Source organism: Desulfovibrio sp. X2, assembly GCF_000422205.1.
Taxonomy (GTDB): Bacteria; Desulfobacterota; Desulfovibrionia; order Desulfovibrionales; family Desulfovibrionaceae; genus Alkalidesulfovibrio.
Window position 1 is genome coordinate 1 of record NZ_ATHV01000011.1, and the last position, 23,135, is coordinate 23,135.

Genomic DNA, 23,135 nt, shown 5'->3' on the forward strand with positions numbered 1-23,135 from the left:
TTTTTCAAGCAGAAGACGGCATACGATATTAGCTCCCGGTCTCGGCATTCCTGCTGAACCGCTCTTCCGATCTGTCACACTAGAGCTGGCCGGGCCGCTCCACCCACTTGGTCACCGTGGGCGCCTCGTAGGCGGCCATGCGCTCGAGCAGGCGGGCGGGATCGGGGTCGCACAGGAGCATGGAGCGGTGGGCGTCCTTGAGGAAGCCCTGGTCGCGCACGTGGTCCAGGAAGGCGCACAGGCCCGTGTAGTAGCCCCGGACGTCGAGCAGGGCGCAGGGCTTCTTGTGGAAGCCGAGCTGCCCCCAGGTGAAGACCTCGAAGATCTCCTCCAGCGTGCCTATGCCGCCGGGCAGGGCCACGAAGCCGTCGGCAAGCTCGGCCATGCGCGCCTTGCGCTCGTGCATGGAGGCCACGACCTCGAGCCGGGTGATGGCCGTATGGCCGAGCTCCTTGTCCGAGAGGGCCTGGGGGATGACGCCCAGGACCTCGCCGCCCCGGGCCATGACCTCGTCGGCCAGGATGCCCATGAGGCCCACGGACGAGCCGCCGTAGACCAGCCCGATGCCGCCCTCTGCGAGGGCGCGGCCCATGGACCGCGCGGTCTCGGCGTAGACCGGATCGATTCCCGGGTTGGCCCCGAGGAAGATGCAGATGCGCGAAAGCTTCATTGCCTGGCCTTTTGCGGTGCCCGGCCTCGGCCGGGGATGGCGGGTCGGCGGGGCAGCCCGTCGGCGGCTAGCGCAGGGCGAACTCGACGGCCTTGTCGGCCACGCCCAGGCGCTGGTCCTCGGGGATCATGCGCAACGTCCCGGCCAGGAGCATTCCGGCCAGGCCGTGCAGGGTGCTCCAGATGGAGATGGTCGCGACCATGGGGTCCGCGCCCTGGATGCAGCCGGCCTGCATGCAGGCCTCCACGTAGGAGCGGAACTTCCTGTAGGAGCGCATGGGCGGGAAGATCCCGTCCGGATCGTCCAAGGAAGGCGCGTCCGGCGTGTCGAACATGAGGTGGTAGTACTCCGGATGCTCCAGCGCGAAGGCGATGTAGTCGCGCGACGCGGCCTTGAGGCGCTCCACCGGGTCCGCGACGGACTCGAGCGCGGCCATGCGGTCGTAGAAGATGGCGAAGGCCCCCATGCGCAGTTCGCGCAGGATGGCGCTCTTGCCGTCGAAATAGCGGTAGATGGTGCCGGGGCTGTATTCGATGCGCTCGGCGATGCTGCGCATGGACACGGCCTTGATGCCGCCCTTGGAGAAAAGCGCCAGGGATGCGTCGAGGATCGCCCTGCGCATCCGTTCCTGTTCACGTCGTTTCCGTTCGTTGGTGCCCATGGGCGTGGCATCTACACAGAAACCCTCCCGTTGTAAACGTCGTTCAAGCGGTTGATGGGTCATTTTGTCGCACAGGCGGGGGCCCCGGGGCATCGGCTGAACGCCGCGCGGCAAGGCTCCGATCGTGCGCGGGGATCCTCAGTTTTCGCGCAGGACGTCCAGGATGGCCACCTTCGCGGCCTGCGCCGCGGGGTAGGCCCCGGCCGCCACGCCCAGCGCGGCGGAGCCCGCCAGCGCGCCCAGGACCAGGCCCGGATCGAAGACGAAGGGGAAGATGCCCGCCACGGCCAGGGAGACGGTCAGCATGAGCGAGGCGGCCACGCCGAAGAGGCCGCCCGCGCCGCTCATGAGCGCGGCCTCGGTCAGGAACTGGCGCACGATGTCGCGCCGCTTGGCCCCCAGGGCGCGGCGCACGCCGATCTCGAGCCGCCGGGCGCGGACCAGCAGGACCATGATCGAGAGGATGCCGAGCCCGCCCACGGCGAAGGAGACCGAGGAGGAGATGACGCCCAGGGTGAAGACGAGGTCCAGGGCCTGCTTCTGCAGCTTGATGCTCTCCTTGGCCGTGATCAGGGAGAAGTCGTCCTTCTCCACCGGGCCTATGGCGTGGCGCGCGCGCAGGAGGCGCGCGGCGGACTCCTTCAGGTTCTCGCCCTCCGTGCCGGGCGCGAGCTGCATGTACACGCCGCTGATCCAGTCCTGGTTGGCCGCGCGGCGCAGATAGGTGTTCAGGGGCATGAGCACGGACTCGTCCTGGTCGTCGCCCGCCAGGTCGCGGCCCTTCTCCTCCATCACCCCCAGCACGCGGTAGGAGCCGGTGGCGATGATCACCTCGCGGCCCACGGCCTTAGCGGGACGGCCGAAGAGGCGCTGGGCGATCTTTCGGCCGAGCACCACGACCTTGGCGCGCGCCTCGTTCTCCGCCTCGCTGAAGAAGCGGCCGAGCGCGGGGCGGAAGCTGCGCACCTCCATGAACGCGGGCCAGGTGGCCACGAGGCGGCAGGGCACGGTGTGCGCGCCCGCGCGGATGGGCAGCTGCGTGCTGGCGAAGGGCGCCCAGGCCGCGACGTTGGGCAGGGACCCGGCCAGGGCCTCGGCGTCGGCCAGGGTGAAGGTCTTGGCCGCGGCACCCTGGCGCAGGGTGCCGGAGCGGGAGAAGTGGACCTGCCCGGCCTGGGCGATGAAGAGGTTGGGGCCGAACTTCTCCACCTCCATCTCGGCCTTGCGCACCATGGCCATGGAGGTGTGCTGCACCCCGGTGAGCGCCAGGGCGCCCAGGAACACGCCGAGCATGGCCAGGACGGCGCGCAGCCGATGGGCGCGCAGGGAGGAGAGGGCGACGCGCAGGGACAGAGGCATGGGGCCGTTCTACCGCGCCCCAGGGGCAAGGGAAAGAGGCAAGGGAAAGGAGCGAGAGGACGAGGTAAGGGAAAGAGGCGAGGGGAAGGGGTGAGGGTGGCGGAAAGGACGCGCCTAGCCACAGCTCTTTTCCGGACCAGAGAGGGGCTGCGCGCCCCTCTCTGGACTCTCCCGCGCGAGGCTCTGCCTCGACCCCCCGCGCTCATGGCGCGCCGGGCGGTCGTGCGAAAAGAAGCCTGGGCGTGGGCGGCAGAAGGGGAATACCGGCAGGGAGGCCGCCCCGCCTTCCCGCCGGTCGGCGTCCTTGCCTTGACGCCCTTCGCAGGACCGGGATAGGGAACCCGTCCAAGCCCGGGTGGTGGAATTGGTAGACACAAGGGACTTAAAATCCCTAGCTCGGCAACGGGCGTGCGGGTTCGAGTCCCGCCCCGGGTACCAAATTCCCACAGCAAGAAAGAACGCGTATTTATCTTATAAAGGCATTTAACAGCTGTGATTACAAGGCTAATGTACATTTCGGAATGCGTGCTCTCTCTCTGAGAGCCTCAGAGAATGAATTTGGTTCTCCATTCTCCAAGAATATGAACGGCTGCTCTTAGTCTGTGGAGGGTGATTAAATTGGTAAAGTGTTTCTTATTTCGCGTATAACGCCGATGACTTTCAGAATTACACGATGTTCATCAAGCACCTCACCACTACGATCGTAAATGGTGCGCTCGAAAATTTTTACTTTCAGGGCATCTCCAGGGCGAATATCAATTTCTCCTGCTCGAAATCTAGCTAGCCAGCCATCATCTTCAATTTTAGCGTCAAAACGTCTCTTTTCGTATTTAAATTCCCAGCTCGCATTGCCTAAAAAATCCGGCCTCCGGACCATCAATATGCGTGTGCTAGTATTCTCAATGGTTTCTGAAGCAAGGATGAGATCAATTTGTTCTTGAGTTACAGAGAGATCACTGCCAACAGTTGCTGCGCCAAAATCCGATACAAGAGAAACGCTTTCGCCTTCTTGCAATATCGAAGTGGCATCGCTAACAACTTTCGCGCTATAAGCGATATCACGTGCTGAAATTGGTCTATATGCAGGCATGTGGAGAACATTTGTATCTTGTGCCAGCTTATTAATGTCTGACGCGATCTGTTCTACCATCTCACGCGTTTCAAGTTTTTTTGCAGCGCCAAGTTTTTCAAGTATAATATATTTTCCTTTTACAAGATATTTACCGACAGCTGGTCTCCAATCAATTTTTTTTAAAGCATCATCATCAATTGCTTCAAAAAATTCTTTGAGCCAAACTTTTATTGATCCATTTTCGACTTTTTCAAGAAGTAATACTGGACGAAGTTTTGCATCTATAGATTGAGCAAGCATCCAATCTACTTGTTGTAAAGCCTCAATATATGACGCAGCAAATTTGAAAATACGTTCAGGGTTCGGTGTGTTCGGCCGAAAATCAATTTCGATACAGAAGTCTGGCTTCTGTCCATTGTTAAGATCAGACATGGTAAGCATGCCTCAAATTTAAATGTTATTTAAAAAATCGGCAAGGTATGGCTGATCACTAAATAAAGTTCATGTCGAGTGTGGGCTATAAGGTATAACCCGTAATTATGTGCCCTGGTACTCACCCGGGTCACACTTGAACCATAAAAATATGCATCGTTACTCAGGAAGGTGGGCGGCAGAGAGGGGCCGTGGGCGCGCCGGGGCATGGCCTCGGCCGCGCAAAGCTGGTATGGCGGGTGGAAAGCCCCGCGCCAGGGCGCGGGGAGGAGGCGTGATGTCCTGTTCGCATGCCGGGTTGCATTCCGGCTCACACGGGATTGGGGCGCGTTCTGCGGCGGGTTCGCCCGCCAAGGGGCACATGGACGAGGAACGGCGGCGTTTCCTGCGCAAAGGGCTGGTCGGCGGCATGGCCGCGCTCGGGCTCGCGGTCCTGGGACCGGGCCGGGCGCTGGCCGCCGGGGACGAGGTCCGGGTCTCGGCCAACGAGGACCTGATGCGCGAGCACGGCGTGCTCATCCGCCTTTTCCTGGTCTACGACGAGGTGGCCGCAGATCTCCTGGCGGGCAAGAGCCCGCCCAAGGGCGTGCTGGCCGAGGGCGTGGAGGTCATGCGCCGCTTCGGGCAGGACTACCACGAGCGCATGGAGGAGGAGTTCGTCTTCGCGAGCTTCCCTTCCGGGCCCATGGCCACGCTCTCGGGCATCCTCTTCAGCCAGCACGAGGCCGGGCGTCGTGTGACCGCGCGGCTGGCGGAACTGGCCAAGGGCGGCATGCAGCTGGCCACCGACCACAACGAGACGGCCAAGCTCCTGCATGCCCTGCGGCGCATGTACTTCCCCCACCTGGCGCGCGAGGACACGGTCCTGTTCCCGGCCTTCCACGCGACCCTGTCGCCGGAGAAGTACGCGGAGTACGGCGAGCGCTTCGAGGAGCTGGAGACGAAGCAGCTCGGCGCCAAGGGCTTCGAGAAGACCCTGGCCACGGTCGCGGAGCTCGAGAAGAGCATGGGCATCGCGGACCTGGCGTCCTTCACGCCCAAGGTCTGAGCCTTCGCGGCGGGCCTTTGCCCGAGCCTTTGCCGGACGGTGCGCGCGCCGGGGGATTCCCGGCGTCGCCGAAACCCGCGGCATGCACGTGCGCGCGGCAGGGAGAAGCCATGGCCTTTGACAGGAACCCCACGACTCTCCCGGAAAGGCTGCTGGACGGCCGCAACGCGACGAGAGATGCGCCGCGCGACCGGGCCGCGGAGCGCGACGCCTTTGCCGCGCGCATGACCGGGATCCTCAACGCCTCGGCCCTGGGGCTGGCCATGGCCGTGGGCTACCGAAGCGGCCTGTTCGAGGCCATGGACCCGACCGTGGACGGGGCGGACCTCCCGCTCGGCGCCGCGGCCATTGCCGAACGCGCCGGGCTCTCCGCGCGCTACGTGCGCGAGTGGCTGGGCGCCATGGCCGCGGGTGGGGTGGTGCGGCTCGTCCCGGGTGAGGAGGGCGAGGACCTGTTCCTGCTGCCGCCCGGCCACGCGGACCTGCTGACCCTGCGCGCGGGCCCGGCCAACCTCGGCGTCTACGCCCAGGAGGTCCCGCTGCTCGCGCAGTGCGGCCTGGACCGCGTGGTCGAGGCCTTTGCCGACGGCCGGGGCATCGCCTACGAACACTACCTGCGCTTCGGGACCTTCATGGAGGGGCTGGCCGAGGCCAAGCAGCGCCGCCTGCTCCTCGAGACCTTCCTGCCCGCCGTGGAGGACGGGGCGCTTCTCGAGCGCCTGCGCCGGGGCATCCGCGTCTGCGACGTGGGCTGCGGCGAGGGGCTGGCCGTGCGGCTCATGGCCGCGGCCTTCCCCGCAAGCTCCTTCCCCGGCCTGGACATCCGCGCCGAGGCCGTGGCTGCGGCCAGGGACAAGGCGCGGCAGGAGGGACTCGCCAACGTCCGCTTCCTGGTGCGCGACGCCGCGGCCATGCCGGATGCGGACGACACCCGGCTTTCCGGCAGCGCCATGGATGCTGAATCGTCATACGAAAAAGATTTCGTTTCAGGCTTCGACTACATCACCTCCTTCGACGCCATCCACGACCAGACACGGCCCGCCGAGGCGCTCTCCGCCATCCGGGCCATGCTCGCGCCGGGCGGGGCCTTCTCCATGGTGGACATCGCGGCCCACACCCGGCTCGCGGACAACCTGGACCATCCCCTGGCTCCGTTCCTGTACACCGTGAGCCTCATGCACTGCCTGCCCGTGGGGCTGGTGGACGGTGGCGCGGGGCTGGGCATGATGTGGGGCCGCGAACTGGCCGAGCGGATGCTGCGCGAGGCGGGGTTTCTCCGCGTCGAGGTCGCGCCCGTGCCCTGCGACGTCTTCAACCTGCACTTCTACTGCCGCGCGGACTGAGCGGGCAGGCCCGGGCGCCGCCGCACGCAAGAGGCCCCGGCCTTTCCTGGAATGCCAGGAAAGGCCGGGGCCTCTCATGCGCGGACGGGCGGCGCGCGAGGCGGCTGCCCGGCCTAGTGGATCATCTTCGCGGACAGGTCTTCGTGTCCGTGGTCGTGGTCGCCGCACTCGTGGCTGTGGCAGACTTCCTTGCTGTCCGTGAGGTTCCCGGCCAGAAAGGCGGCCACGGCCTCGGCCACGGGGCCCGCGGCGCCGCGCACGACCTGGATGCCGTGGCTGCGCAGCTTGGCGGCCGCGCCGTCGCCCATGTTGCCGCCGATCAGCACCTTGACCTGCATGTCGCGCAGCGTGCCCACCAGGTTGGACTTGCAGCCGCACTGCGGGGGCGGCGTGAAGGTCTCCTCGCCCACAACGGCCTTGTCGTCGTTCACCGTGAACACGGTGAAGTACTGGCAGTGGCCGAAGTGTTCATCAATCATACCATCTCGGGATGGAACGGCGATCTTGTACATGCGTGTCTCCTTGTACGGGCTGGAATGCGCACTATAAGACCTCGCGCGCATGCGTCAATAGCCGCGCGGCGGCCGTCTCGCAGCCGGTCGGCGCCGTTTCCGGACGCTTCCTGAACATCAGCAGTCCGTTGCCTGGGCGCGCGGCTGCAGTGGCGCTGCAGTCGCCGCCGTTTCCGGATGCGACCTTTTCAGTCGGAAACAGGCCGCGCGGATCCCGGCGGCAGCTATGAGCCGGACTTCGCCAGGGCCGCGTTCATGGCCGCGTAGTCGTAGGTGAAGCGCACGGGCGGGCGGCTTTCCCACGCGGTCTGGCTCGCGGCCGTGGCGGCCATGCGGACGGTCCCGCCGAGCCGCTCGGCTATCTCCCGGGCGCGCTTCTGCGCCAGGGCAGGGCCGGTCAGGTGCTCGCCCTCGCCCATGCTGGGCAGGTTCGCCACCTGGGCATAGGTCCGGTTCGAGGTGGAGGTGCAGCCGGAGTTGTAGATCGTGGCCACCACCTTTCCGGCCACCTCGACCGTGGCGTAGGTGTTGCTCGGGTGGTTGTCGGCCTGGGCGGGATCGGCCGGCACCTTGAACTGGTCCATCAAGACCTGGTGCAGGTTCGCCACCTCCTCGTCCGAGAGCTTGCGCACGGGGGCGAGGGACGAGCAGTCGCCCACGAGCACCGCCTGCGCGAGGCTGTCCCCGAAGCGCAGCAAGGTGGTCTCCGCCCTCTTGCCGCCGGAGACGGACATCTCTTGCCGGGCCGCCGCCCCAAGGGAATCTCCGGATTGGATCGTCGTCATCACCGTCCTCCTGGAAAATTTGTCCTGGCAGCCTTCCCGGATGCAACAAGCAGTCCACGGCAAAGGCCGCAGTGCCGCGCCGCACAGCTTCCGGCGGACCCCGCCCGCCGGAACCCGCGGTTCACCTGCCCTGCCGCGCCCCTTTTCATGGAGGCGAATCCGGGGTAAGGACGCCCTGCCCGTCCGTAACCGAACCGGAACAGGTTCGACGCGAATTCGTAAAATCCGCTGCGCCGGGTCGCCCTCGCGGCGATACAAGACACTGCCGGAGACCACCATGGGATTCAGCCTCTTCCCCAAGACCGTCAAGTTCTACGAGCTCTTCGACGCGCAGAACCGCAAGCTCGTCAAGGCCGCGGGAGTTCTCTTCGACATCTTCAACGAGTTCGAGGAAGTCGAGCAGAAGTGCATGCGCATCAACATCGTGGAGAGCGAGGGCAACAAGATCTGCCGCGACATCTCCACGCAGCTCGCCGGAACCTTCATCACGCCCATCGACCGCGAGGACATCCACGAGATCAACCTGACCCAGGAGCACCTGCTGAACCTGATGAAGGCCATCTCCACCCGGGTGGGCCTCTACGACGTGGAGCGCATCAAGTACCCGGCGCGAAAGCTCATGGGCAACCTCAGGCAGATGATCGAGGAGACCTCGGCCATGCTTGGGCGGCTCGCCACGCGCAAGGGCTTCGAGGTGCACCTGGAGAAGGTCAAGGCGCTCAAGTACGACAGCGAGACCATCCTGCTCGTGGCGCTCGGCGAGCTCTACGACGACAGCGAGAAGACCGCCGCCTCTCTGCTCGAGATCATCAAGTGGAGCCACCTCTACGACCGCATCGAGGAGGCCGTGAACGCCGCCGAGGCCCTGGCCGACATCCTGGAAGGAGTGATGGTCAAGAATGCATGATCCCATGCTGCTCTTCATGGCGGGCGTGGTGCTCATCGCGCTGATCTTCGACTTCACGAACGGCGCGCACGACAGCGCCAACGCCATCGCCACCATCGTCTCCACCAAGGTCCTCTCTCCGCGCACCGCGGTGATCATGGCGGCCGCGCTGAACCTCGCGGGCGCCTTCGTGGGCACCAAGGTGGCCTCGACCATCGGCAGCGGCATCGTCAACCCGCACATGGTCGAGGGCTCGCAGACGCTCGTGCTCACGGCGCTCTTCGGGGCCATCGTCTGGAACCTGCTGACCTGGTACCTCGGGCTGCCGTCCTCGTCCTCCCACGCGCTCATCGGCGGCCTCATCGGCGCGGCGGTGACGCACGGCGGCTGGGGCGTGCTCAACTACACCACCATCTTCGAGAAGATCATCCTGCCCCTGGTGCTCTCGCCCATCGCGGGCCTCCTCGCGGGCTACCTGATCATGCTCGGCCTGGCCTGGCTCGTGGTCCGGGCGCACCCGAAAACGGTCAACGGCGCCTTCCGCAAGCTGCAGATCGTCTCCTCGGCCTTCATGGCCACGAGCCACGGCATGAACGACGCCCAGAAGACCATGGGCATCATCACCCTGGCGCTGTTCACCTTCCACGAGATCCCGAGCATGGTCGTCCCGGCCTGGGTCAAGCTGGCCTGCGCCACGGCCATGGGCCTGGGCACGGCCATGGGCGGCTGGAAGATCGTCAAGACCATGGGCCACAAGATCTTCAAGCTCGAGCCCATCCACGGCTTCGCGGCCGAGACCTCGGCCTCCCTGGTCATCACCGCGGCCTCCATGTTCGGCGCGCCCATCTCCACCACCCACACCATCTCCGCCTCGGTCATCGGCGTGGGCGCGTCCAAGCGCCTCTCGGCCGTGCGCTGGGGCGTGGCCAAGAGCATGGTCGTGGCCTGGGTGCTGACCATTCCCGCCGCGGCCCTGGTGGCCGCAACCTGCTTCTGGATCCTCGAGCTGCTGGGGCTGGCCGTCTAGCCGTTCAGCCCGGTCGTCTCGACGGACAGGGCAAGGCGGACGGCCGCGCGAAAGCCCGCCGCGGCGCAACGCGCCTTGCGGCGCGCGGAAATGCGCGCGGCCGGACTGCGGGGGAGAGTGGGAAAGGAGCGCCTGCGCCTAGCGGGCGATCATGGCCCTGAGCACGTCGGCGCAGCCTTCTGCGCTATGGCTCATGCCCTGCAGGCAGTCCACGAAGTGGATGATCTGGTAGATGTCCTTGAAGTCCAGTTCCGAGGAATAGACGTCGCTGACCAGGCGGAAGCGCGCCTTGACGACCCGCATGTGCTGCTCGCGCACGTTGTGGATGTCGTCCTTGAGCTGCTTGCGGTCGGCGCCTCCATTGGGGCCGCGCCCGAGCACCAGGGCCACGGTCCCCTTGAGCGCGGGCAGGAGCATGGCCACGCTGCGCGTGACCTCGGGCAGGAAGGCGCGCAGGTCCTCGCGCACCTTCTCCGGCAGCTCCACGTGGCGCAGGGCCAGCCAGTGCAGGGCCTCCTGGGCCTGGTCCATGATGTCGTCCTGGCCGCGCGAGTAGTTGAGGAAGAGCGTCTTGTCCACGGCCATGAACAGGCCGCGCGGCAGATGGTTGCGCACCTTGCGCTTGATCTTGTCCGCCTCCCCCTCCAGGCTGTCCATCTCCGCCGCCAGGGCCATGAAGCCCTTGCTCGTGCCGCCGTGCAGGTAGCCCTTGAGGGCGCGCTCGATGACCGAGAGCCCCTTGGCCACGGGCTCGTAGTGCTCGAGCAGGCCCTGCAGCGGGGCGGGGGAGGGAATGCCGAGAAAGGGAATTCGTATCTGCATGGTGCGGCCGTCCGGTTGCGTTGAGGGTTGCTTCACTTAGCCGCAAACGGCCCGCTGTTCAAGGGCGTCCGGGCAGGCGCGGCAGGCGGGCTGCCGCAGGGTCAGGCGTCCTTGGGGGACTGTTCCGCGGCCTGTTCCGGGGCGGACTCGGAGGCCGGGGCGGCCGCGGCATCGGCCGCGGGCGCGGCGGGCTTGGCGCCGTCGGGCTCGGGATCGGCGAAGCAGACCTCGATCACGAGGTTGCCGTGGTCCGTGGTGAAGGGGATGGCCAGGATGGGGGCCTTGGCCACGTGCTGGATCTTGTGCCCCATGCCCACGACCACCGAGGGCGTGGAGGCCGAAAAGCTCATGCCCTGCTCGGAGAGCTTGGCGCGGGCCTGGCCCGCGATCATGTTCGTCAGTTCGCCCACGGCGTCGGCGATGTCCGCGTTGATGTCGGTGTAGCTCTCCATGAGCATGTTGTTGACGATGGCCAGGATGGCGCCCTTGGACAGCGTCACGGAGATGGTCCCGGTGGTGTAGCCGGTCACGCCGATGAGCCCGGTGACGTCGCCCACGGCCAGGCCCTTGGTGTTGATGTAGGGCTTGCCCGGCAGGGCCACGACCTGGGCCATGGTGGCCAGCACGTTGAGCACGGCGGACAGGAACGGATTGATGAAGTTGACGTCGTAGCGCATGGTCGGCAGCCCCTTCGGGCCTGCTAGAGAAGGGCCTTGGTCAGCTCCTCGATGGCCTCGTCGTGCGCGGCCATGAGCCGGGAGATGTCCTGTGCGGGGATTCCGGCCAGCTTGGTCGCCTCGGGCGCCATGGCCGGCAGCATGTACATGCCTCCGGAGCTGATCTCGGCGGCGTTGGCCAAAAGGTCGGCGATCTGGACCACGGCCGCCTCCACGGGCTCGGGCGCGCGGTGCGGGTCGTGGTGGTGGGCCACGGTGGCCACCAGCGCCTCGGGGAAGCTCCAGTCGGCCAGCAGGCGTCCCCCCACTTCGGCGTGGTTGAAACCGAATATCTCCCGCTCCGCCACCACCTGGGGCAGCAGGTTGCTGCGCGCGAAGATGAGCGCCTGCACCGAGGCGTAGGGCATGTCCTTGAAGAGCACGAGGCGGCCCGCGTCGTGCAGCAGGCCGGCGATGAAGAGGCGCTCGGAGGGCAGCTTGCGGTAGGCCGCGAGGAGCTTGCTGAACACGCCGCAGGACAGGGAATGGCGCCAGAAGGAGCGCATGTCCACGAGCTCGGGCGGAATGTCCTTGAAGAAGTTGATGGTCGTGATGCCGAGCGCCAGGGTGCTGAGCTCGCGCGCGCCGACCAGGGAGACGGCCCGCTCGATGGAGTCCACGCGCGAGGAGAGCCCGAAGAAGGGGCTGTTGACCAGCTTCAGGAGCTTGCCGGCCAGGGCCACGTCCGAGCTCACGACCTGGGAGATCTCCTTGGCGGAACTCGCCGGGTTGTCGATGACCTGCTTGAGCTTGAAGTAGATGTCCGGGAAGGAGGCCAGCTTGGTCTCGTGCAGGACCAGGCTCTCGATGCTCAGGTCGTTGCTGAAGAAGACGTCGCTCAGGTGCTCCACGCTGCGCGCCGCGATCTCGTCGCTGCAGCGCAGCTCGAAGCCGAGCTGGCGCGCCTTGGCCACGCGCTCTGCCGAGACGCGGAAAAGTTCGTTCAGGAAGGGGTCGTCGGCGTCGACGTAGTAGAAGAAGCGGCGCGCGTAGTCCACGCAGGAGCGCCTGGTCCAGTCCTTCTCGTCGGCGATGCTCTCGCGCCGCACCGGGGCCGAGGCCTCGCGCAGCCCCGCGAGCCGCGAGATGTCGTTCTCGGCCAGCACGTGCCCCCGCGGCATGAGGACGCTGCCGTCCACGCCCTTGATGTCCAGGGCGAGCTCCATGCCCGGCTCCAGGTATTCCACGCAGACCTTGATCGTGCTCATTGTTCCGGCCCCCATCCCGTCGCTGCCATGCTCTTCATCCTTCGCGCTGGTAGATGATTCCGCCGGGGTGATGCTTCGGCGTGAAGACGCGCGAGACGCCGTGGATGGTCTCGGAGTGGCCAAGGACGAGGTGACCTCCGGGCAGGAGGTTGTCGTAGAAGCCTGCCAAAACCTTGCGCTTCATCTCCTGGTCGAAATAGATGATCACGTTGCGGCAGAAGACCACGTGCGAGCGGGGCAGCGCCTTGACCGCAGCGCTGTCGTTGAGGTTCAGGGTGGCGAAGCGGACCAGCTTCTTGACCTTGGGGTGAACCTCGTAGCCCTCGGGCTTCTTGATGAAATACTTCTCGATGATGTCCGGCGGCGTGGTCTTGAAGGAGTACTCGCCGTACACGCCCGCCTTGGCCTTGGCGACCATGGCCGGGGAGAGGTCGTGGGCCATGATGTCGATGCGCCAGCCGATGATCTTCACGCGCAACAGCTCGTGCAGCATGATCGCCAGGGTGTAGGGCTCCTCGCCGGAGGAACAGCCCGCGGACCAGATGCGCAGCTCCTTGCGGCCGGAGGCCTCGGCCTGGGCGATGAGCGTGGCCAGGACCTGCTCCCGCACCACGTCGAGCTGGCGCGTGTCGCGGAAGAGGCTCGTCTCGTTGGTGGTGATGAGCTCGAAGAGGCGATCGACCTCGGCCTGCTTGTCGCGCGAGAAGCGCAGGTGCTGCAGGTACTCGCCGAAGTTCTTGAGGCTCAGTTCCTTGAGGCGCGGACCGAGCCGGTTCTCCACCAGGTACTGCCGCTGTTCTGGGATGTCGATGCCGGTGAGGCCGTAGATGAACTCCCGGAGCCCCTTGAACTCCTCGGGGGAGATCTTGGGGGTGGTGCGGAGGGTGAGGCTGCCGGTGAGCAGGGTCATGTGATCTCTTCTTCTTGCCTGTCAGGGCGGCGGATACCGGGTCGCCAAGCGCGCGGATGCCGGGCGGACGGCCCCGGCAGCCGAAGCATGCTCGCCGCCTTTGACCACATGATACTTCAGCCCGGCGCAGTCTTCAAGTCACCAGAGGATTATACTTTGCTCGGGGGCCGCCCGCGGTCGCTCTCCGGTCCGGAAACCGCTGCCAGCCGTCCCGCGACGGCCGCGCCGTGCTCTTTTCCGCGCCCCGGGCTGGTCAAGACGGGGGGGGAAAGTGTATGCCGTGGTATCGGCCTGCCCAGGGGCGAGGCGGGCCGTACCCGTACAGGCCCCGTGCCGGGCGGAGGCGGCCGCCCGGCACGCATTTCCCAGGTCTCCGTTCCCCGATTGCCCGAGGGGAGGCGGAAGGAGGACGACATGGCTGAGCGTGTTAAGGTCGGCGGATTGGCGGTTGCGAAGGAACTCCACGATTTCTTCGAGGAGGCGCTCCCCGGCACCGGACTGACCACCGAGGGCTTCTTCGGGGCCCTGGAACGGGTCGTTGACGATTTCGAGCTGCGCAATCGGCAGCTGCTCGCGCGGCGTGACGAGCTGCAGGCGGCCATCGACGGCTGGCACCGCGAGCACGCGGGCAAGCCGCACGACGCCGGGGCCTACGAGGCCTTCCTGCGCGAAATCGGCTATCTGCTGCCCGAAGGGCCTGATTTTTCCATCACCACCGAGGGCGTGGACCCCGAGATCGCGACCATCGCCGGTCCGCAGCTCGTGGTGCCCGTGACCAACGCCCGCTACGCCCTGAACGCGGCCAACGCGCGCTGGGGCAGCCTCTACGACGCGCTCTACGGCACGGACGTGATCCCCGAGGAGCAGGGCGCGGAGAAGGGGCTCGGCTACAACCCCGGCCGCGGCGCCAAGGTCATCGCCTACGCGGCCGCCTTCCTGGACCGCGCGGCCCCGCTGGCCGAAGGCAGCCACGCCCAGGCGGCGCGCTACCTCGTGGAGGACGGCGCCAGGCTCGTCGTCGAGCTCCAGGGCGGCAGGCGCGTCGCCCTGGCCGACCCCGGGCAGTTCGTGGGCTTTCTGGGCGGCGCCGAGCCCTCGGCCGTGCTCCTCAGGAACAACGGGCTGCACATCGAACTGGCCGTCGACCGCGCCCACCCGGTCGGCTCGCAGAGCCCGTCCGGCGTGAAGGACGTGATCCTCGAGGCCGCCGTGACCACGATCCTCGACTGCGAGGACTCCGTGGCCGTGGTGGACGGCGAGGACAAGGCCCAGGCCTACGGGAACCTTCTCGGCCTCTTCCGGGGCGACCTGTCCACCGAATTCGTGAAGGGCGGCAAGAAGCTCGTGCGCTCGCTCAACGCGGACCGCGTCTACACGGCCCCGGGCGGGGGCGAGTTCGTGCTGCCGGGCAGGAGCCTCCTGCTCGTGCGCAACGTGGGCCACCTGATGACCACGGACGCGGTCCTGAACGCCCGCGGGGAGGAGATCCCCGAGGGCATCCTGGACGGCGTGGCCACGGCCGCCCTGGCCCTGCACGACCTGAGGGCCGAGGGCGGCCTGCGCAACAGCCGCGCGGGCAGCGTGTACATCGTCAAGCCCAAGATGCACGGACCCGACGAGGTGGCCTTCGCCTGCGCCCTGTTCGCCCGCATCGAGGAGGAGCTGGGGCTTCCGAAGGGCGCCATGAAGATCGGCGTCATGGACGAGGAGCGCCGCACCACGGTGAACCTCAAGGAGTGCATCCGGGCCGCGGCGGACCGCATCATCTTCATCAACACCGGCTTTCTCGACCGCACGGGCGACGAGATCCACACCAGCATGGAGGCCGGGCCCATGGTGCGCAAGAGCGCCATGAAGGCCGAGCCCTGGATCGCGGCCTACGAGGACTGGAACGTGGACGTGGGCCTGGCCTGCGGCTTCTCCGGCCGCGCCCAGGTGGGCAAGGGCATGTGGGCCAAGCCGGACATGATGCGCGAGATGGTGGCGGCCAAGATCGAGCACCCCCAGGCCGGGGCCAACTGCGCCTGGGTCCCCTCGCCCACGGCGGCCACGCTGCACGCCATGCACTACCACGATGTCGACGTCTTCGAGCGCCAGGCCGAGCTTGCCGGACAGCGCCGCGCCAGGCTCGCGGACCTGCTGACCCTGCCGCTCATGCGCACGCGGCCGAGCGCCGAGGAGATCAAGGAGGAGCTGGACACCAACGCCCAGTCCATCCTCGGCTACGTGGTGCGCTGGGTGGAGCAGGGCATCGGCTGCTCCAAGGTGCCGGACCTCTCGGACGTGGGGCTCATGGAGGACAGGGCGACGCTTCGCATCTCGAGCCAGCACATCGCCAACTGGCTTCACCACGGCATCTGCAGCGAGGAGCAGGTGCGCGAGACGCTTGCCCGCATGGCCGAGGTGGTCGACCGCCAGAACGCGCTCGATCCCGCCTACCGGCCCATGGCCAAGGACTTCGCCTCGTCCGTGGCCTTTGCCGCGGCCAGCGACCTGGTCTTCAAGGGACGCCTGCAGCCCAGCGGTTACACCGAGCCGATCCTGCACGCGCGCCGCCGCGAGGCCAAGGCCAAGCTCGGCCGGAAGTAGCCTTCCGGTGCGTTTCGGTCGCCGGGCCCCGCGAGCGCGGGGCTCGGCAAAGGGATTATACTCCTTGCCCGGGCACTGCGAAGAGGGTATCCGGAAACTTATAGGGTTCCATGGGGAGGGGCGGAAAACGGGTACAGGCCGGACGGCCGCGCAGCCGCGATTTCCGGGCGCCATCCCGCCGCAACTCATGCCGAGGCGCTGTTGGACATGAATCGGTCCGAGCAATCCGGGCAGTCGAGGCAAGCTGGGCAAGCCGGACTGGACCTGGAATTGGGGGAGAAGAGGCCCCCCTCCCCGCTGGGGGTGGTCGGCCTCTACGTGGTCGTCTTCTGCGCCTGGATCCTGTTCTCGGACCGGGCGCTGGAATTCGTGACCCACGACCCCCACCTCCTGACCAGCCTGCAGACGATCAAGGGCTGGCTGTTCGTGGCCCTGACCGCCTGCCTGCTCTATCTCGCGCTCAAGAAGCTGGGCGACGCCTACAAAGAGAAGCTGACCCTCTACGACAGCCTGTTCGAGCAGAGCCGCTTTCCCATGTGGCTCATCGACCCGTCGCGCAAGTGCCTGGTCAAGGCCAACGCCATGGCCAGCCAGGTCTACGGCTACACGCCCGAGGAGTTCAGGGGCATGCCGCTTTCCCGGATCAACATGAACGATCCGGAATACCTGCACGGATGCATGCAGAAGGTGCTGCGCGGGGAGCACAACGTCTTCCGGTTCATCCATCGCCTGGGCGACGGAAGCCTCAGGCACATGGAAGTCTTCACGAGCGTGATCCGGATCAAGTCCCGCACGCTGCTCTTCTCCACCATGGTGGACATGACCGAGGCCTTCGAGAAGGACAAGGAGCTTTCCAGGCTGCACGGGCTCTTGGCCGGGTTCCTGGACAACTCCCCCCTGCCGTCCTGCATCACCGACCCCCGCGACCGCGTGGTGCTGGTCAACGCGGCCTGGAAGCGCTTCACCGGGCGGGGAGAGGAGCAGTCCGTGGGCAGGCCGCTTTCGGACATCTTCGGCGCCGAGACAGCGGCCCGCTTCTCGGACGCCGCCGCCCAGGTCCGCCGGCAGGGCGCTCCCCTCGAGCGCGAGGAGCAGGTGACCATGGGCGATCGCTCCTCCGTCCTGCGCACCATCAAGTTTCCCCTGACCTTCGGCGAGGGGGCCGATCCCCTGGTGGGCTGCGTCGCCCTGGACGTCACTGGCGAGAAGGAGGCCGAGGCCCTGCTCGTGCAGGCCAAGGAGCGGGCCGAGGCGGCCAACCGCGCCAAGAGCGACTTTCTGGCCAACATGAGCCACGAGCTGCGTACCCCGCTGAACGGCGCCATGGGCATGCTCCAGCTCCTGCGCACCACGCAGATGGCCCCGGACCAGCAGGAATACGCGGACATCGCCCTGCAGTCCTGCTCCACCCTGACCCAGCTGCTCTCCGACCTCCTCGACCTCTCGCGCATCGAGGCGGGCGAGACCGCCCTGGAAGAGGAGTTCTTCAAGCTGCGCGACGTGCTGCAGAGCATCGTCGCCGTGTTCGAGCACGGGGCCAGGGAGAAGGGGATCGGGCTCACGCTGCACATGCAGGAGGACATCCCGGAGATCGTCTTCGGCGACGTGGCCAAGATCCGCCAGATCCTGCTGAACCTCGTGGGCAACGCGGTCAAGTTCACGGAAAGCGGCGAGGTGCGGGTGGAGGCGGCGAGCCTGCCCCGCACGGCCGGGGCCATGCGGGTCCTCCTGCGGGTCGTGGACACGGGTATCGGCATCCCGGACGACAGGCTGCAGGAGATGTTCGAGCCCTTCACCCAGATGGAGAGCTCCTACACCCGCCGCTACCAGGGAGCCGGGCTCGGCCTTCGCATCGTCAAGCGGCTGGTCGGGCTGCTGCGCGGCAACGCGTGCATCTCCTCCCTGCCGGGAGAGGGCACCGAGGCCCTGGTGCGCCTCGACCTGAAGACGGCCGAGGATGCGCCGCGCATCAGCCGGGCCGCTCACGGGCAGCAGGCCCGGGAGGAGGCGCCGCCCGCGGCCGAACCGGGCAGGAAGCGCATCCTCCTGGTCGAGGACGACCGCATCAACCAGCTCGCCCTGCGCATCGGCCTCGAGCAGCACGGCTACGAGGTGAGCACGGCGAGCAACGGCCGCGAGGCCGTGGAGCGCTTTGCCGAGGGCGGGGCGGACCTGGTGGTCATGGACATCCAGATGCCGGTCATGAACGGCATGGAGGCCACGCGGCTCATCCGCGAGACCGAGGCGGGCAGGCAGGTGCCCATCGTCGCGGTCACGGCCTATGCCATGCGCGGCGATTCCGAGGCCTTCCTGCAGGAGGGCATGGATGCCTATCTCGCCAAGCCGGTCGATTTCGACGAGCTGCTGCGCACGATCACGCGGCTCAAGGCGCCCGTGGGAGAAAAACGGGGCTAGGCAGCCCGGGAACAGGGAGGTGAAATGGGCGAGGCACGGCAGATGTCCCCGCTTTCCGCCGACCAGATAGGGCAGGAAGCCAGGAGTCGGCTCTCCGAAGGGCTCAAGGCGGCTTCGGAGGACATCCTGGAGCGCGTCCTGCAGTATGCCGAGCGCCAGGGCTACACCCGCCGCACGACCATGCACCGCGGGGCCTGGGAGATGTCCGTGGAGGGCCTGCGGCGCGCCCTGGTCTCCTCCCTGGTCGCGGGCAGCCCGCTCGAGTTCGAGCCGGAGGATCGCTTCTCCGAAGGCTCGGCGGCCGATTTCGCCATCGCCGAGGCCCGGGCGCACCGGGGACGGGGCGTGCCCCTGTCCATGTTCCTCGGACTCTTCAAGTACTACCGCTCGGGCTTTCTCGAGGCCGCGCGCGCCCTCGCCTCCGGGGACGCGGAGGCGGAGGCCTTCGGCCTGCTCGTGAGCCGCTTCTTCGACCGCGTGGAGCTCGGGATGGTCGAGGAATGGATCGGCCACGGCGCGGACGAGCGCCTGGCCGAGCTGCAGGCGGCCAACCGCCTCCTGACGAGCGAGAAGAACACCTACCAGGCGGCCTTCGAGAACGCCTTCGCGCCGGTCTTCATCTTCGGTCCCGAGCGCGAGATCCGCGCCTGCAACCTGGCCGGAGGGCGGCTGATAGCCGACACCATCGACCGTTCGTCGGGCGACTACGGGGAGGTCTGCTCCGAAGCCCTGAAGGACTGTCAAGGCGACAGGTTCAGCGGCGCCAGGACCGGCGACGTCGTTCCCTGGCTCGCCGAGGGGCTCGAGGCCTTCGTGGAGAGCGGCGAGGATCAGCGCCGCATAGAGATCGAGCAGCTCGTGGCGGGGGAGCCCCGCACCCTGCAGGTGGCCTTCGCCCGGATGCGCACCGCGAGCAGGGAGCTGGGCGGCGTGGTGGCGGGCATCACGGACATCACGCCGCTGCGCGCCCAGGAGCGGGAGGTGCGCGAGGGGCGCACCATGCTGCAGCGCGTCCTGGACGGCATCGGCGCGGGCATCCTGGTGGTGGATCCGAAGGACATGGGCATCGTCTACTGCAACGAACGGGCGGCGGAGATCGTCGGGCGGAGCAGGAAGGAGCTGCTCGGGACGGGCGCGGTCGCGGTCGGCTTCCTGGACAACCACAATGCGCCGCTCGGCCTGCAGCCGTTGCTCTCCAAGCCCAGGACCCTGGAGGATCTGCGCCTGAAGAGGCCGGACGGAGCCATCATCCCCGTGTCCATGACCGTGCTCACAGCGCCGCTGCAGGGCGAGCTCAAGATCGTCAAGGTCATCTTCGACATCAGCAGGCAGAAGGAGCTCGAGCGCCGCATACTCAACTCGCAGAAGCTCGAGTCCATCGGCCAGCTGGCCGCGGGCATCGCCCACGAGATCAACACGCCCATCCAGTACATCGGCGGCAACGTGGACTTCTTCGAATCCGCCTTCTCGGCCTACGAGCGCGCGGTGGAGGGGCTGGCGCGGACGCTCTCAGAGGAGGCCCCGGGCTCTCCCCCGGCCGGGGAGGCGCTGCGCAGGACCGCGGGCGAGCTCGCCCTCTTCCGCGAGGAGATCCCCCCGGCCCTGGAGCAGACCAAGGGGGGAGTGGAGCGCGTGGCGACCATCGTGCAGGGCATCCGGCGCTTCTCGCACCCGGGCGGCAACTCCAGGCGGCCCACGGACCTGAACAAGGCCGTGCACACGACCATCGAGGTGGCGCGCAACGAGTGGAAGCACGTGGCCGACGTGGACCTGGACCTCGCCCCGGACCTGCCCATGGTCTGGTGCAGCCCGGGCGACATCAACCAGGTGCTGCTCAACGTGGTGGTCAACGCGGCCCACGCCATAGCGGACAAGGTCAAGCACGAGGGCGGCAAGGGGAGCATCCGCATCGCCACGCGCGAGGACGACGGCGCGGTGGTCGTGACCCTCGCGGACACCGGCATGGGCATCAAGCCCGAGCACCAGAACAAGATCTTCGACCCCTTCTTCACCACCAAGGCCCCGGGGCTCGGAACCGGGCAGGGGCTGTCCATCGTCCACGCCATCATCGAGCAGCACCAGGGGAGTATCACCTTCGCGTCCACGCCGGGAGAGGGAACCACCTTCCATATCCGCATCCCCATAGGCGAGGCTCCGCCCCAGGGAGACGAGTGATGGCGCCCAAGGTCCTTTTCGTCGACGACGAGGAGGCCATGCTGGCCATGATCCGCCGCCAGATGCTCCTGCGCGGCGCGGCCGAGGCGCGCTTCACGGCCAAGGGCGAGGTCGCCCTGGCCTTTCTCGAGGCCGAGCCCTTCGACGTGGTGGTGGCCGACCTGCACATGCCGGACATGGACGGCGCGGACCTGCTCGCCGAGGTGGCCAGGCTCCAGCCCGGGGCCGCACGCCTGATCCTTTCCGGCGGTTACGATCCGTCCGACATGGTGCGATACGCTTTGATCGCGCATCAGATCATCCTCAAGCCCGTGACCGTGGACAATCTGCTGGCAACGGTGGACGCCCTGGCGCGGCTCAAGGAGGTCGTCACCAATCCGGCCCTGGCGGAGATGGTGGGCAGGATGCGCTCCCTGCCCGTGGTCCCGGAGGTCTACCTGCGGCTGCAGAAGCTCCTGTCCAGCGAGACCGTGAGCCTCGAGGACGTGGGCGAGGTCATCGCCCTGGACCCGGGCCTGACCACGACCATCCTGCGCCTGTGCAACTCCGCCTTCTTCGGCCAGGGCAGGGAGATCACCAGTCCGGTGCAGGCCGTGCGCCTGCTGGGTACGGAGATCATCAAGGCCCTGGCCCTGTTCGGCGGGCTGTTCCGCACCCTGTCGCCCGTGGAGGCCGCGGCCGCGGAGCTTTCGAACGTCTGGCGCCACTCCCTGCGCACCGCGGGCTGCGCGCGCAACATCGCCCTTGCCGCGCGCGGCGGGGTGAAGTTCTCGGAGCAGTGCTTCCTCGCCGGGCTGCTGCACGACATCGGCAAGATCCTGTTCATGGACAACTTTCCCGAGGAATACGGCAAGATCCAGGTCTGGGCCAGAGAGCGGCAGGCCTCCCTGCACCGCCTGGAGCGGGAGGAGTTCGGCGTCTGCCATGCCGAGATCGGCGCCTATCTCATGGGGCTCTGGGCGCTGTCCCCGGAGGTCACGCAGGCCGTGGCCTTCCACCACGACCTCGCCGGGAGCGGGGAACCGGCCCTGGACATCCTGGCCGTGCTGCACGCGGCCGACGTCCTGGAACGCGAGATATCGGGCGGACAGGGCGAGGACGACAGGTTTGACGAGGGCTATCTGGCCGCCGCCGGATGCCTGGAGCATCTGGACGAGTGGCGGCGGATATGCAGGGAGAACCTGGGCGAGGAACAGACAGAGGACCAGAACGGGGGAGAGACGTGAACCGCCGCATCCTGTTCATCGACGACGACGAGAACATCCTGGCCACCTTCCGCCGCAGCCTCGCGGGCCGCTTCGAGGTGGTGACCACGCAAAGCCCCATGGACGGCCTGGCCAGGCTGCAGGTGGAGGAACCCTACGCCGTGGTCGTGGCCGACCAGCGCATGCCCGAGATGGACGGCATCGAGCTGCTGGCCAAGGTGGCCAAGCTCTGCCCGGACACGGTGCGCATCATGCTCACGGGCTACGCCGAGCTCGAGACCGCCATCCTGGCGGTGAACGAGGGCAGCGTCTTCCGTTTCCTGACCAAGCCCTGCGAGACGCGCGTGCTCGGCCAGGTGCTGGACGCGGCGCTCGAGCAGTACCGCCTGGTGACCTCGGAGAAGGTCTTCCTGCGCAAGACGCTCAAGGGCTGCGTCGAGCTCCTGGCCGAGATCGTCTCGCTCTCCAACCCGGAGGCTTACGGCCGCGCCGAGCGGGCCAAGCGGCTCATCCGCGAGCTGCACAAGCGCCGGGGGCTGCCCGCCTTCTGGAAGGTGGAGACCGCGGCCATGCTCTCGCAGATCGGCCTGATCTTCCTGCCGCCGGAGCTGGTGGAAAAGGCGCAGAAGCTCGGTGAGGAAAAGGACGTGCAGCTATCGGCCACCGAGCTGCGCGACTACTCCGTGCACACGGAGCTCGCGGCCCAGCTCCTGGGCAAGATCCCCTACCTCGAGGACGTGGGCGCGATCATCAAGCTGCAGGACACCCTGCTCTCCGCCGCGCCGGACATGCCCCTGGGCGCCAGGGCGCTGAAGCTGGCCCTGGACTACGACACCCTCGCCCAGGCGGGCGTCGAGCGGCACGACGCCCTGGACACCATGCGCGGGCGCGACGGCTGGTACGACATGGATCTCTTTCCGGCCTTCGAGCGGGCCGTGTGCGACGACACGGGCTTCGCCCGGCGCAAGCTGCCGCTCTCCGCCCTCCGGCCGGGCATGGTCCTGCAGGAGGAGCTGGTGGCGGACAACGGCGTGCTGCTCATGGTCACGGACCAGGAGCTGACCGAGGCCACGCTGCTCAAGCTGGCCAACTTCCGCAAGTCCCACGCCCTGAAGCCCGAGATCAACGTGCTCGTGCCCCTGGCGCAGATCGACGAGGTGGACGGCAGCGTGAAGCACCTGCTGTAGATGCGCCCGGGCGGCGCAAGGCCCGGTCCGCGTGCGGCCCGGGGCCCGGGGGCGCAAGACCGCGCCGGGCCGCGCGGTCGCGCAGGGAGGCCGCGGTGCGGGCCGAAGCAGGA

Annotated in this window: 19 protein-coding genes and 1 tRNA gene; 10 read left to right on the forward strand and 10 right to left on the reverse strand. The window is 67.2% G+C overall.

Annotation, left to right across the window (positions count from 1 at the left end; genetic code table 11):
- Nucleotides 1-79 precede the first annotated feature (79 nt).
- From DSX2_RS03970 to DSX2_RS03980, 3 genes are all read right to left on the reverse strand, one after another.
- A complete protein-coding gene (locus tag DSX2_RS03970; protein ID WP_020878860.1) occupies nucleotides 80-670 on the reverse strand; it encodes a TIGR00730 family Rossman fold protein in 591 nt (196 codons plus the stop codon).
- Nucleotides 671-737: 67 nt separating this feature from the next.
- Complete coding sequence (locus DSX2_RS03975) at nucleotides 738-1,292, reverse strand: TetR/AcrR family transcriptional regulator (RefSeq protein ID WP_020878861.1); 555 nt, start codon at nucleotides 1,290-1,292, stop codon at nucleotides 738-740.
- A 177-nt stretch (nucleotides 1,293-1,469) separates the two neighbouring features.
- Nucleotides 1,470-2,690 (reverse strand): ABC transporter permease, encoded by a 1,221-nt coding sequence (locus DSX2_RS03980; protein WP_020878862.1) that lies wholly within the window; start codon nucleotides 2,688-2,690, stop codon nucleotides 1,470-1,472.
- Nucleotides 2,691-3,039: 349 nt separating this feature from the next.
- Between DSX2_RS03980 and DSX2_RS03985 the strand changes: the two genes are divergently transcribed.
- Nucleotides 3,040-3,128, forward strand: a tRNA-Leu gene (locus DSX2_RS03985).
- Between the two features lie 175 nt (nucleotides 3,129-3,303).
- Here DSX2_RS03985 and DSX2_RS18210 read toward each other — a convergent pair.
- Nucleotides 3,304-4,194 (reverse strand): hypothetical protein, encoded by an 891-nt coding sequence (locus DSX2_RS18210; RefSeq protein WP_020878863.1) that lies wholly within the window; start codon nucleotides 4,192-4,194, stop codon nucleotides 3,304-3,306.
- A 361-nt stretch (nucleotides 4,195-4,555) separates the two neighbouring features.
- Here DSX2_RS18210 and DSX2_RS03990 point away from each other — a divergent pair, with 361 nt between their 5' ends.
- Nucleotides 4,556-5,242, forward strand: a complete 687-nt coding sequence (locus DSX2_RS03990; protein ID WP_035040590.1) for a hemerythrin domain-containing protein — start codon at nucleotides 4,556-4,558, stop codon at nucleotides 5,240-5,242.
- 110 nt (nucleotides 5,243-5,352) lie between these two features.
- The gene (locus DSX2_RS03995) at nucleotides 5,353-6,585 is read left to right on the forward strand and encodes a methyltransferase domain-containing protein (RefSeq protein ID WP_020878865.1); all 1,233 of its coding nucleotides are present in this window, start codon (nucleotides 5,353-5,355) and stop codon (nucleotides 6,583-6,585) included.
- 113 nt (nucleotides 6,586-6,698) lie between these two features.
- Here the strand turns inward: DSX2_RS03995 and DSX2_RS04000 are convergent, their stop codons facing one another.
- Nucleotides 6,699-7,097 carry a NifB/NifX family molybdenum-iron cluster-binding protein gene (locus DSX2_RS04000; RefSeq protein WP_020878866.1) on the reverse strand — a complete coding sequence of 133 codons (399 nt, stop codon included), beginning with the start codon at nucleotides 7,095-7,097 and terminating at the stop codon, nucleotides 6,699-6,701.
- Nucleotides 7,098-7,321: 224 nt separating this feature from the next.
- Entirely contained in the window at nucleotides 7,322-7,882 is a 561-nt protein-coding gene (locus DSX2_RS17440) for a hypothetical protein (protein WP_020878867.1), read from the reverse strand.
- A gap of 277 nt (nucleotides 7,883-8,159) precedes the next feature.
- On the opposite strand from DSX2_RS17440, the gene DSX2_RS04010 reads away from it, so the two are divergent.
- Together DSX2_RS04010 and DSX2_RS04015 are read left to right on the forward strand one after the other, a co-directional pair.
- Nucleotides 8,160-8,789: a DUF47 domain-containing protein gene (locus tag DSX2_RS04010; RefSeq protein ID WP_020878868.1), complete on the forward strand. Its 630-nt coding sequence runs from the start codon at nucleotides 8,160-8,162 to the stop codon at nucleotides 8,787-8,789.
- A complete protein-coding gene (locus tag DSX2_RS04015) occupies nucleotides 8,782-9,795 on the forward strand; it encodes an inorganic phosphate transporter (RefSeq protein ID WP_020878869.1) in 1,014 nt (337 codons plus the stop codon). Before DSX2_RS04010 ends, DSX2_RS04015 begins: the two co-directional genes overlap by 8 nt.
- A gap of 138 nt (nucleotides 9,796-9,933) precedes the next feature.
- Here the strand turns inward: DSX2_RS04015 and DSX2_RS04020 are convergent, their stop codons facing one another.
- The 4 genes from DSX2_RS04020 to DSX2_RS04035 all read right to left on the reverse strand — a co-directional run bounded on the left by DSX2_RS04020 (nucleotide 9,934) and on the right by DSX2_RS04035 (nucleotide 13,451).
- Nucleotides 9,934-10,617 (reverse strand): DUF47 domain-containing protein, encoded by a 684-nt coding sequence (locus tag DSX2_RS04020; protein WP_020878870.1) that lies wholly within the window; start codon nucleotides 10,615-10,617, stop codon nucleotides 9,934-9,936.
- Nucleotides 10,618-10,718: 101 nt separating this feature from the next.
- Complete coding sequence (locus DSX2_RS04025) at nucleotides 10,719-11,294, reverse strand: chemotaxis protein CheX (protein WP_020878871.1); 576 nt, start codon at nucleotides 11,292-11,294, stop codon at nucleotides 10,719-10,721.
- A gap of 23 nt (nucleotides 11,295-11,317) precedes the next feature.
- Nucleotides 11,318-12,541: an HDOD domain-containing protein gene (locus tag DSX2_RS04030; protein ID WP_020878872.1), complete on the reverse strand. Its 1,224-nt coding sequence runs from the start codon at nucleotides 12,539-12,541 to the stop codon at nucleotides 11,318-11,320.
- A gap of 34 nt (nucleotides 12,542-12,575) precedes the next feature.
- Nucleotides 12,576-13,451, reverse strand: coding sequence for a protein-glutamate O-methyltransferase CheR (locus tag DSX2_RS04035; RefSeq protein WP_020878873.1), 876 nt, complete (start codon nucleotides 13,449-13,451; stop codon nucleotides 12,576-12,578).
- A gap of 414 nt (nucleotides 13,452-13,865) precedes the next feature.
- On the opposite strand from DSX2_RS04035, the gene DSX2_RS04040 reads away from it, so the two are divergent.
- From DSX2_RS04040 to DSX2_RS04060, 5 genes are all read left to right on the forward strand, one after another.
- Entirely contained in the window at nucleotides 13,866-16,040 is a 2,175-nt protein-coding gene (locus tag DSX2_RS04040) for a malate synthase G (protein WP_020878874.1), read from the forward strand.
- A gap of 270 nt (nucleotides 16,041-16,310) precedes the next feature.
- A complete protein-coding gene (locus tag DSX2_RS17445) occupies nucleotides 16,311-18,455 on the forward strand; it encodes a PAS domain-containing hybrid sensor histidine kinase/response regulator (protein WP_052014680.1) in 2,145 nt (714 codons plus the stop codon).
- Between the two features lie 24 nt (nucleotides 18,456-18,479).
- A complete protein-coding gene (locus DSX2_RS04050) occupies nucleotides 18,480-20,630 on the forward strand; it encodes an ATP-binding protein (RefSeq protein ID WP_020878876.1) in 2,151 nt (716 codons plus the stop codon).
- Nucleotides 20,630-21,856 carry a response regulator gene (locus tag DSX2_RS04055; RefSeq protein ID WP_020878877.1) on the forward strand — a complete coding sequence of 409 codons (1,227 nt, stop codon included), beginning with the start codon at nucleotides 20,630-20,632 and terminating at the stop codon, nucleotides 21,854-21,856. The genes DSX2_RS04050 and DSX2_RS04055 overlap by 1 nt, the downstream gene beginning before the upstream one ends.
- A complete protein-coding gene (locus tag DSX2_RS04060; protein ID WP_020878878.1) occupies nucleotides 21,853-23,022 on the forward strand; it encodes an HD domain-containing phosphohydrolase in 1,170 nt (389 codons plus the stop codon). The genes DSX2_RS04055 and DSX2_RS04060 overlap by 4 nt, the downstream gene beginning before the upstream one ends.
- The last annotated feature ends 113 nt before the right edge of the window (nucleotides 23,023-23,135 follow it).

Bases quoted from the DNA above. Each gene is read 5' to 3' on its own strand.
- DSX2_RS03970 (WP_020878860.1), bottom strand. From the start codon at position 670: ATGAAGCTTTCGCGCATCTGCATCTTCCTCGGGGCCAACCCGGGAATC.
- DSX2_RS03975 (WP_020878861.1), bottom strand. From the start codon at position 1,292: ATGCGCAGGGCGATCCTCGACGCATCCCTGGCGCTTTTCTCCAAGGGC.
- DSX2_RS03980 (WP_020878862.1), bottom strand. From the start codon at position 2,690: ATGCCTCTGTCCCTGCGCGTCGCCCTCTCCTCCCTGCGCGCCCATCGG.
- DSX2_RS18210 (WP_020878863.1), bottom strand. From the start codon at position 4,194: ATGTCTGATCTTAACAATGGACAGAAGCCAGACTTCTGTATCGAAATT.
- DSX2_RS03990 (WP_035040590.1), top strand. From the start codon at position 4,556: ATGGACGAGGAACGGCGGCGTTTCCTGCGCAAAGGGCTGGTCGGCGGC.
- DSX2_RS03995 (WP_020878865.1), top strand. From the start codon at position 5,353: ATGGCCTTTGACAGGAACCCCACGACTCTCCCGGAAAGGCTGCTGGAC.
- DSX2_RS04000 (WP_020878866.1), bottom strand. From the start codon at position 7,097: ATGTACAAGATCGCCGTTCCATCCCGAGATGGTATGATTGATGAACAC.
- DSX2_RS17440 (WP_020878867.1), bottom strand. From the start codon at position 7,882: ATGACGACGATCCAATCCGGAGATTCCCTTGGGGCGGCGGCCCGGCAA.
- DSX2_RS04010 (WP_020878868.1), top strand. From the start codon at position 8,160: ATGGGATTCAGCCTCTTCCCCAAGACCGTCAAGTTCTACGAGCTCTTC.
- DSX2_RS04015 (WP_020878869.1), top strand. From the start codon at position 8,782: ATGCATGATCCCATGCTGCTCTTCATGGCGGGCGTGGTGCTCATCGCG.
- DSX2_RS04020 (WP_020878870.1), bottom strand. From the start codon at position 10,617: ATGCAGATACGAATTCCCTTTCTCGGCATTCCCTCCCCCGCCCCGCTG.
- DSX2_RS04025 (WP_020878871.1), bottom strand. From the start codon at position 11,294: ATGCGCTACGACGTCAACTTCATCAATCCGTTCCTGTCCGCCGTGCTC.
- DSX2_RS04030 (WP_020878872.1), bottom strand. From the start codon at position 12,541: ATGAGCACGATCAAGGTCTGCGTGGAATACCTGGAGCCGGGCATGGAG.
- DSX2_RS04035 (WP_020878873.1), bottom strand. From the start codon at position 13,451: ATGACCCTGCTCACCGGCAGCCTCACCCTCCGCACCACCCCCAAGATC.
- DSX2_RS04040 (WP_020878874.1), top strand. From the start codon at position 13,866: ATGGCTGAGCGTGTTAAGGTCGGCGGATTGGCGGTTGCGAAGGAACTC.
- DSX2_RS04050 (WP_020878876.1), top strand. From the start codon at position 18,480: ATGGGCGAGGCACGGCAGATGTCCCCGCTTTCCGCCGACCAGATAGGG.
- DSX2_RS04055 (WP_020878877.1), top strand. From the start codon at position 20,630: ATGGCGCCCAAGGTCCTTTTCGTCGACGACGAGGAGGCCATGCTGGCC.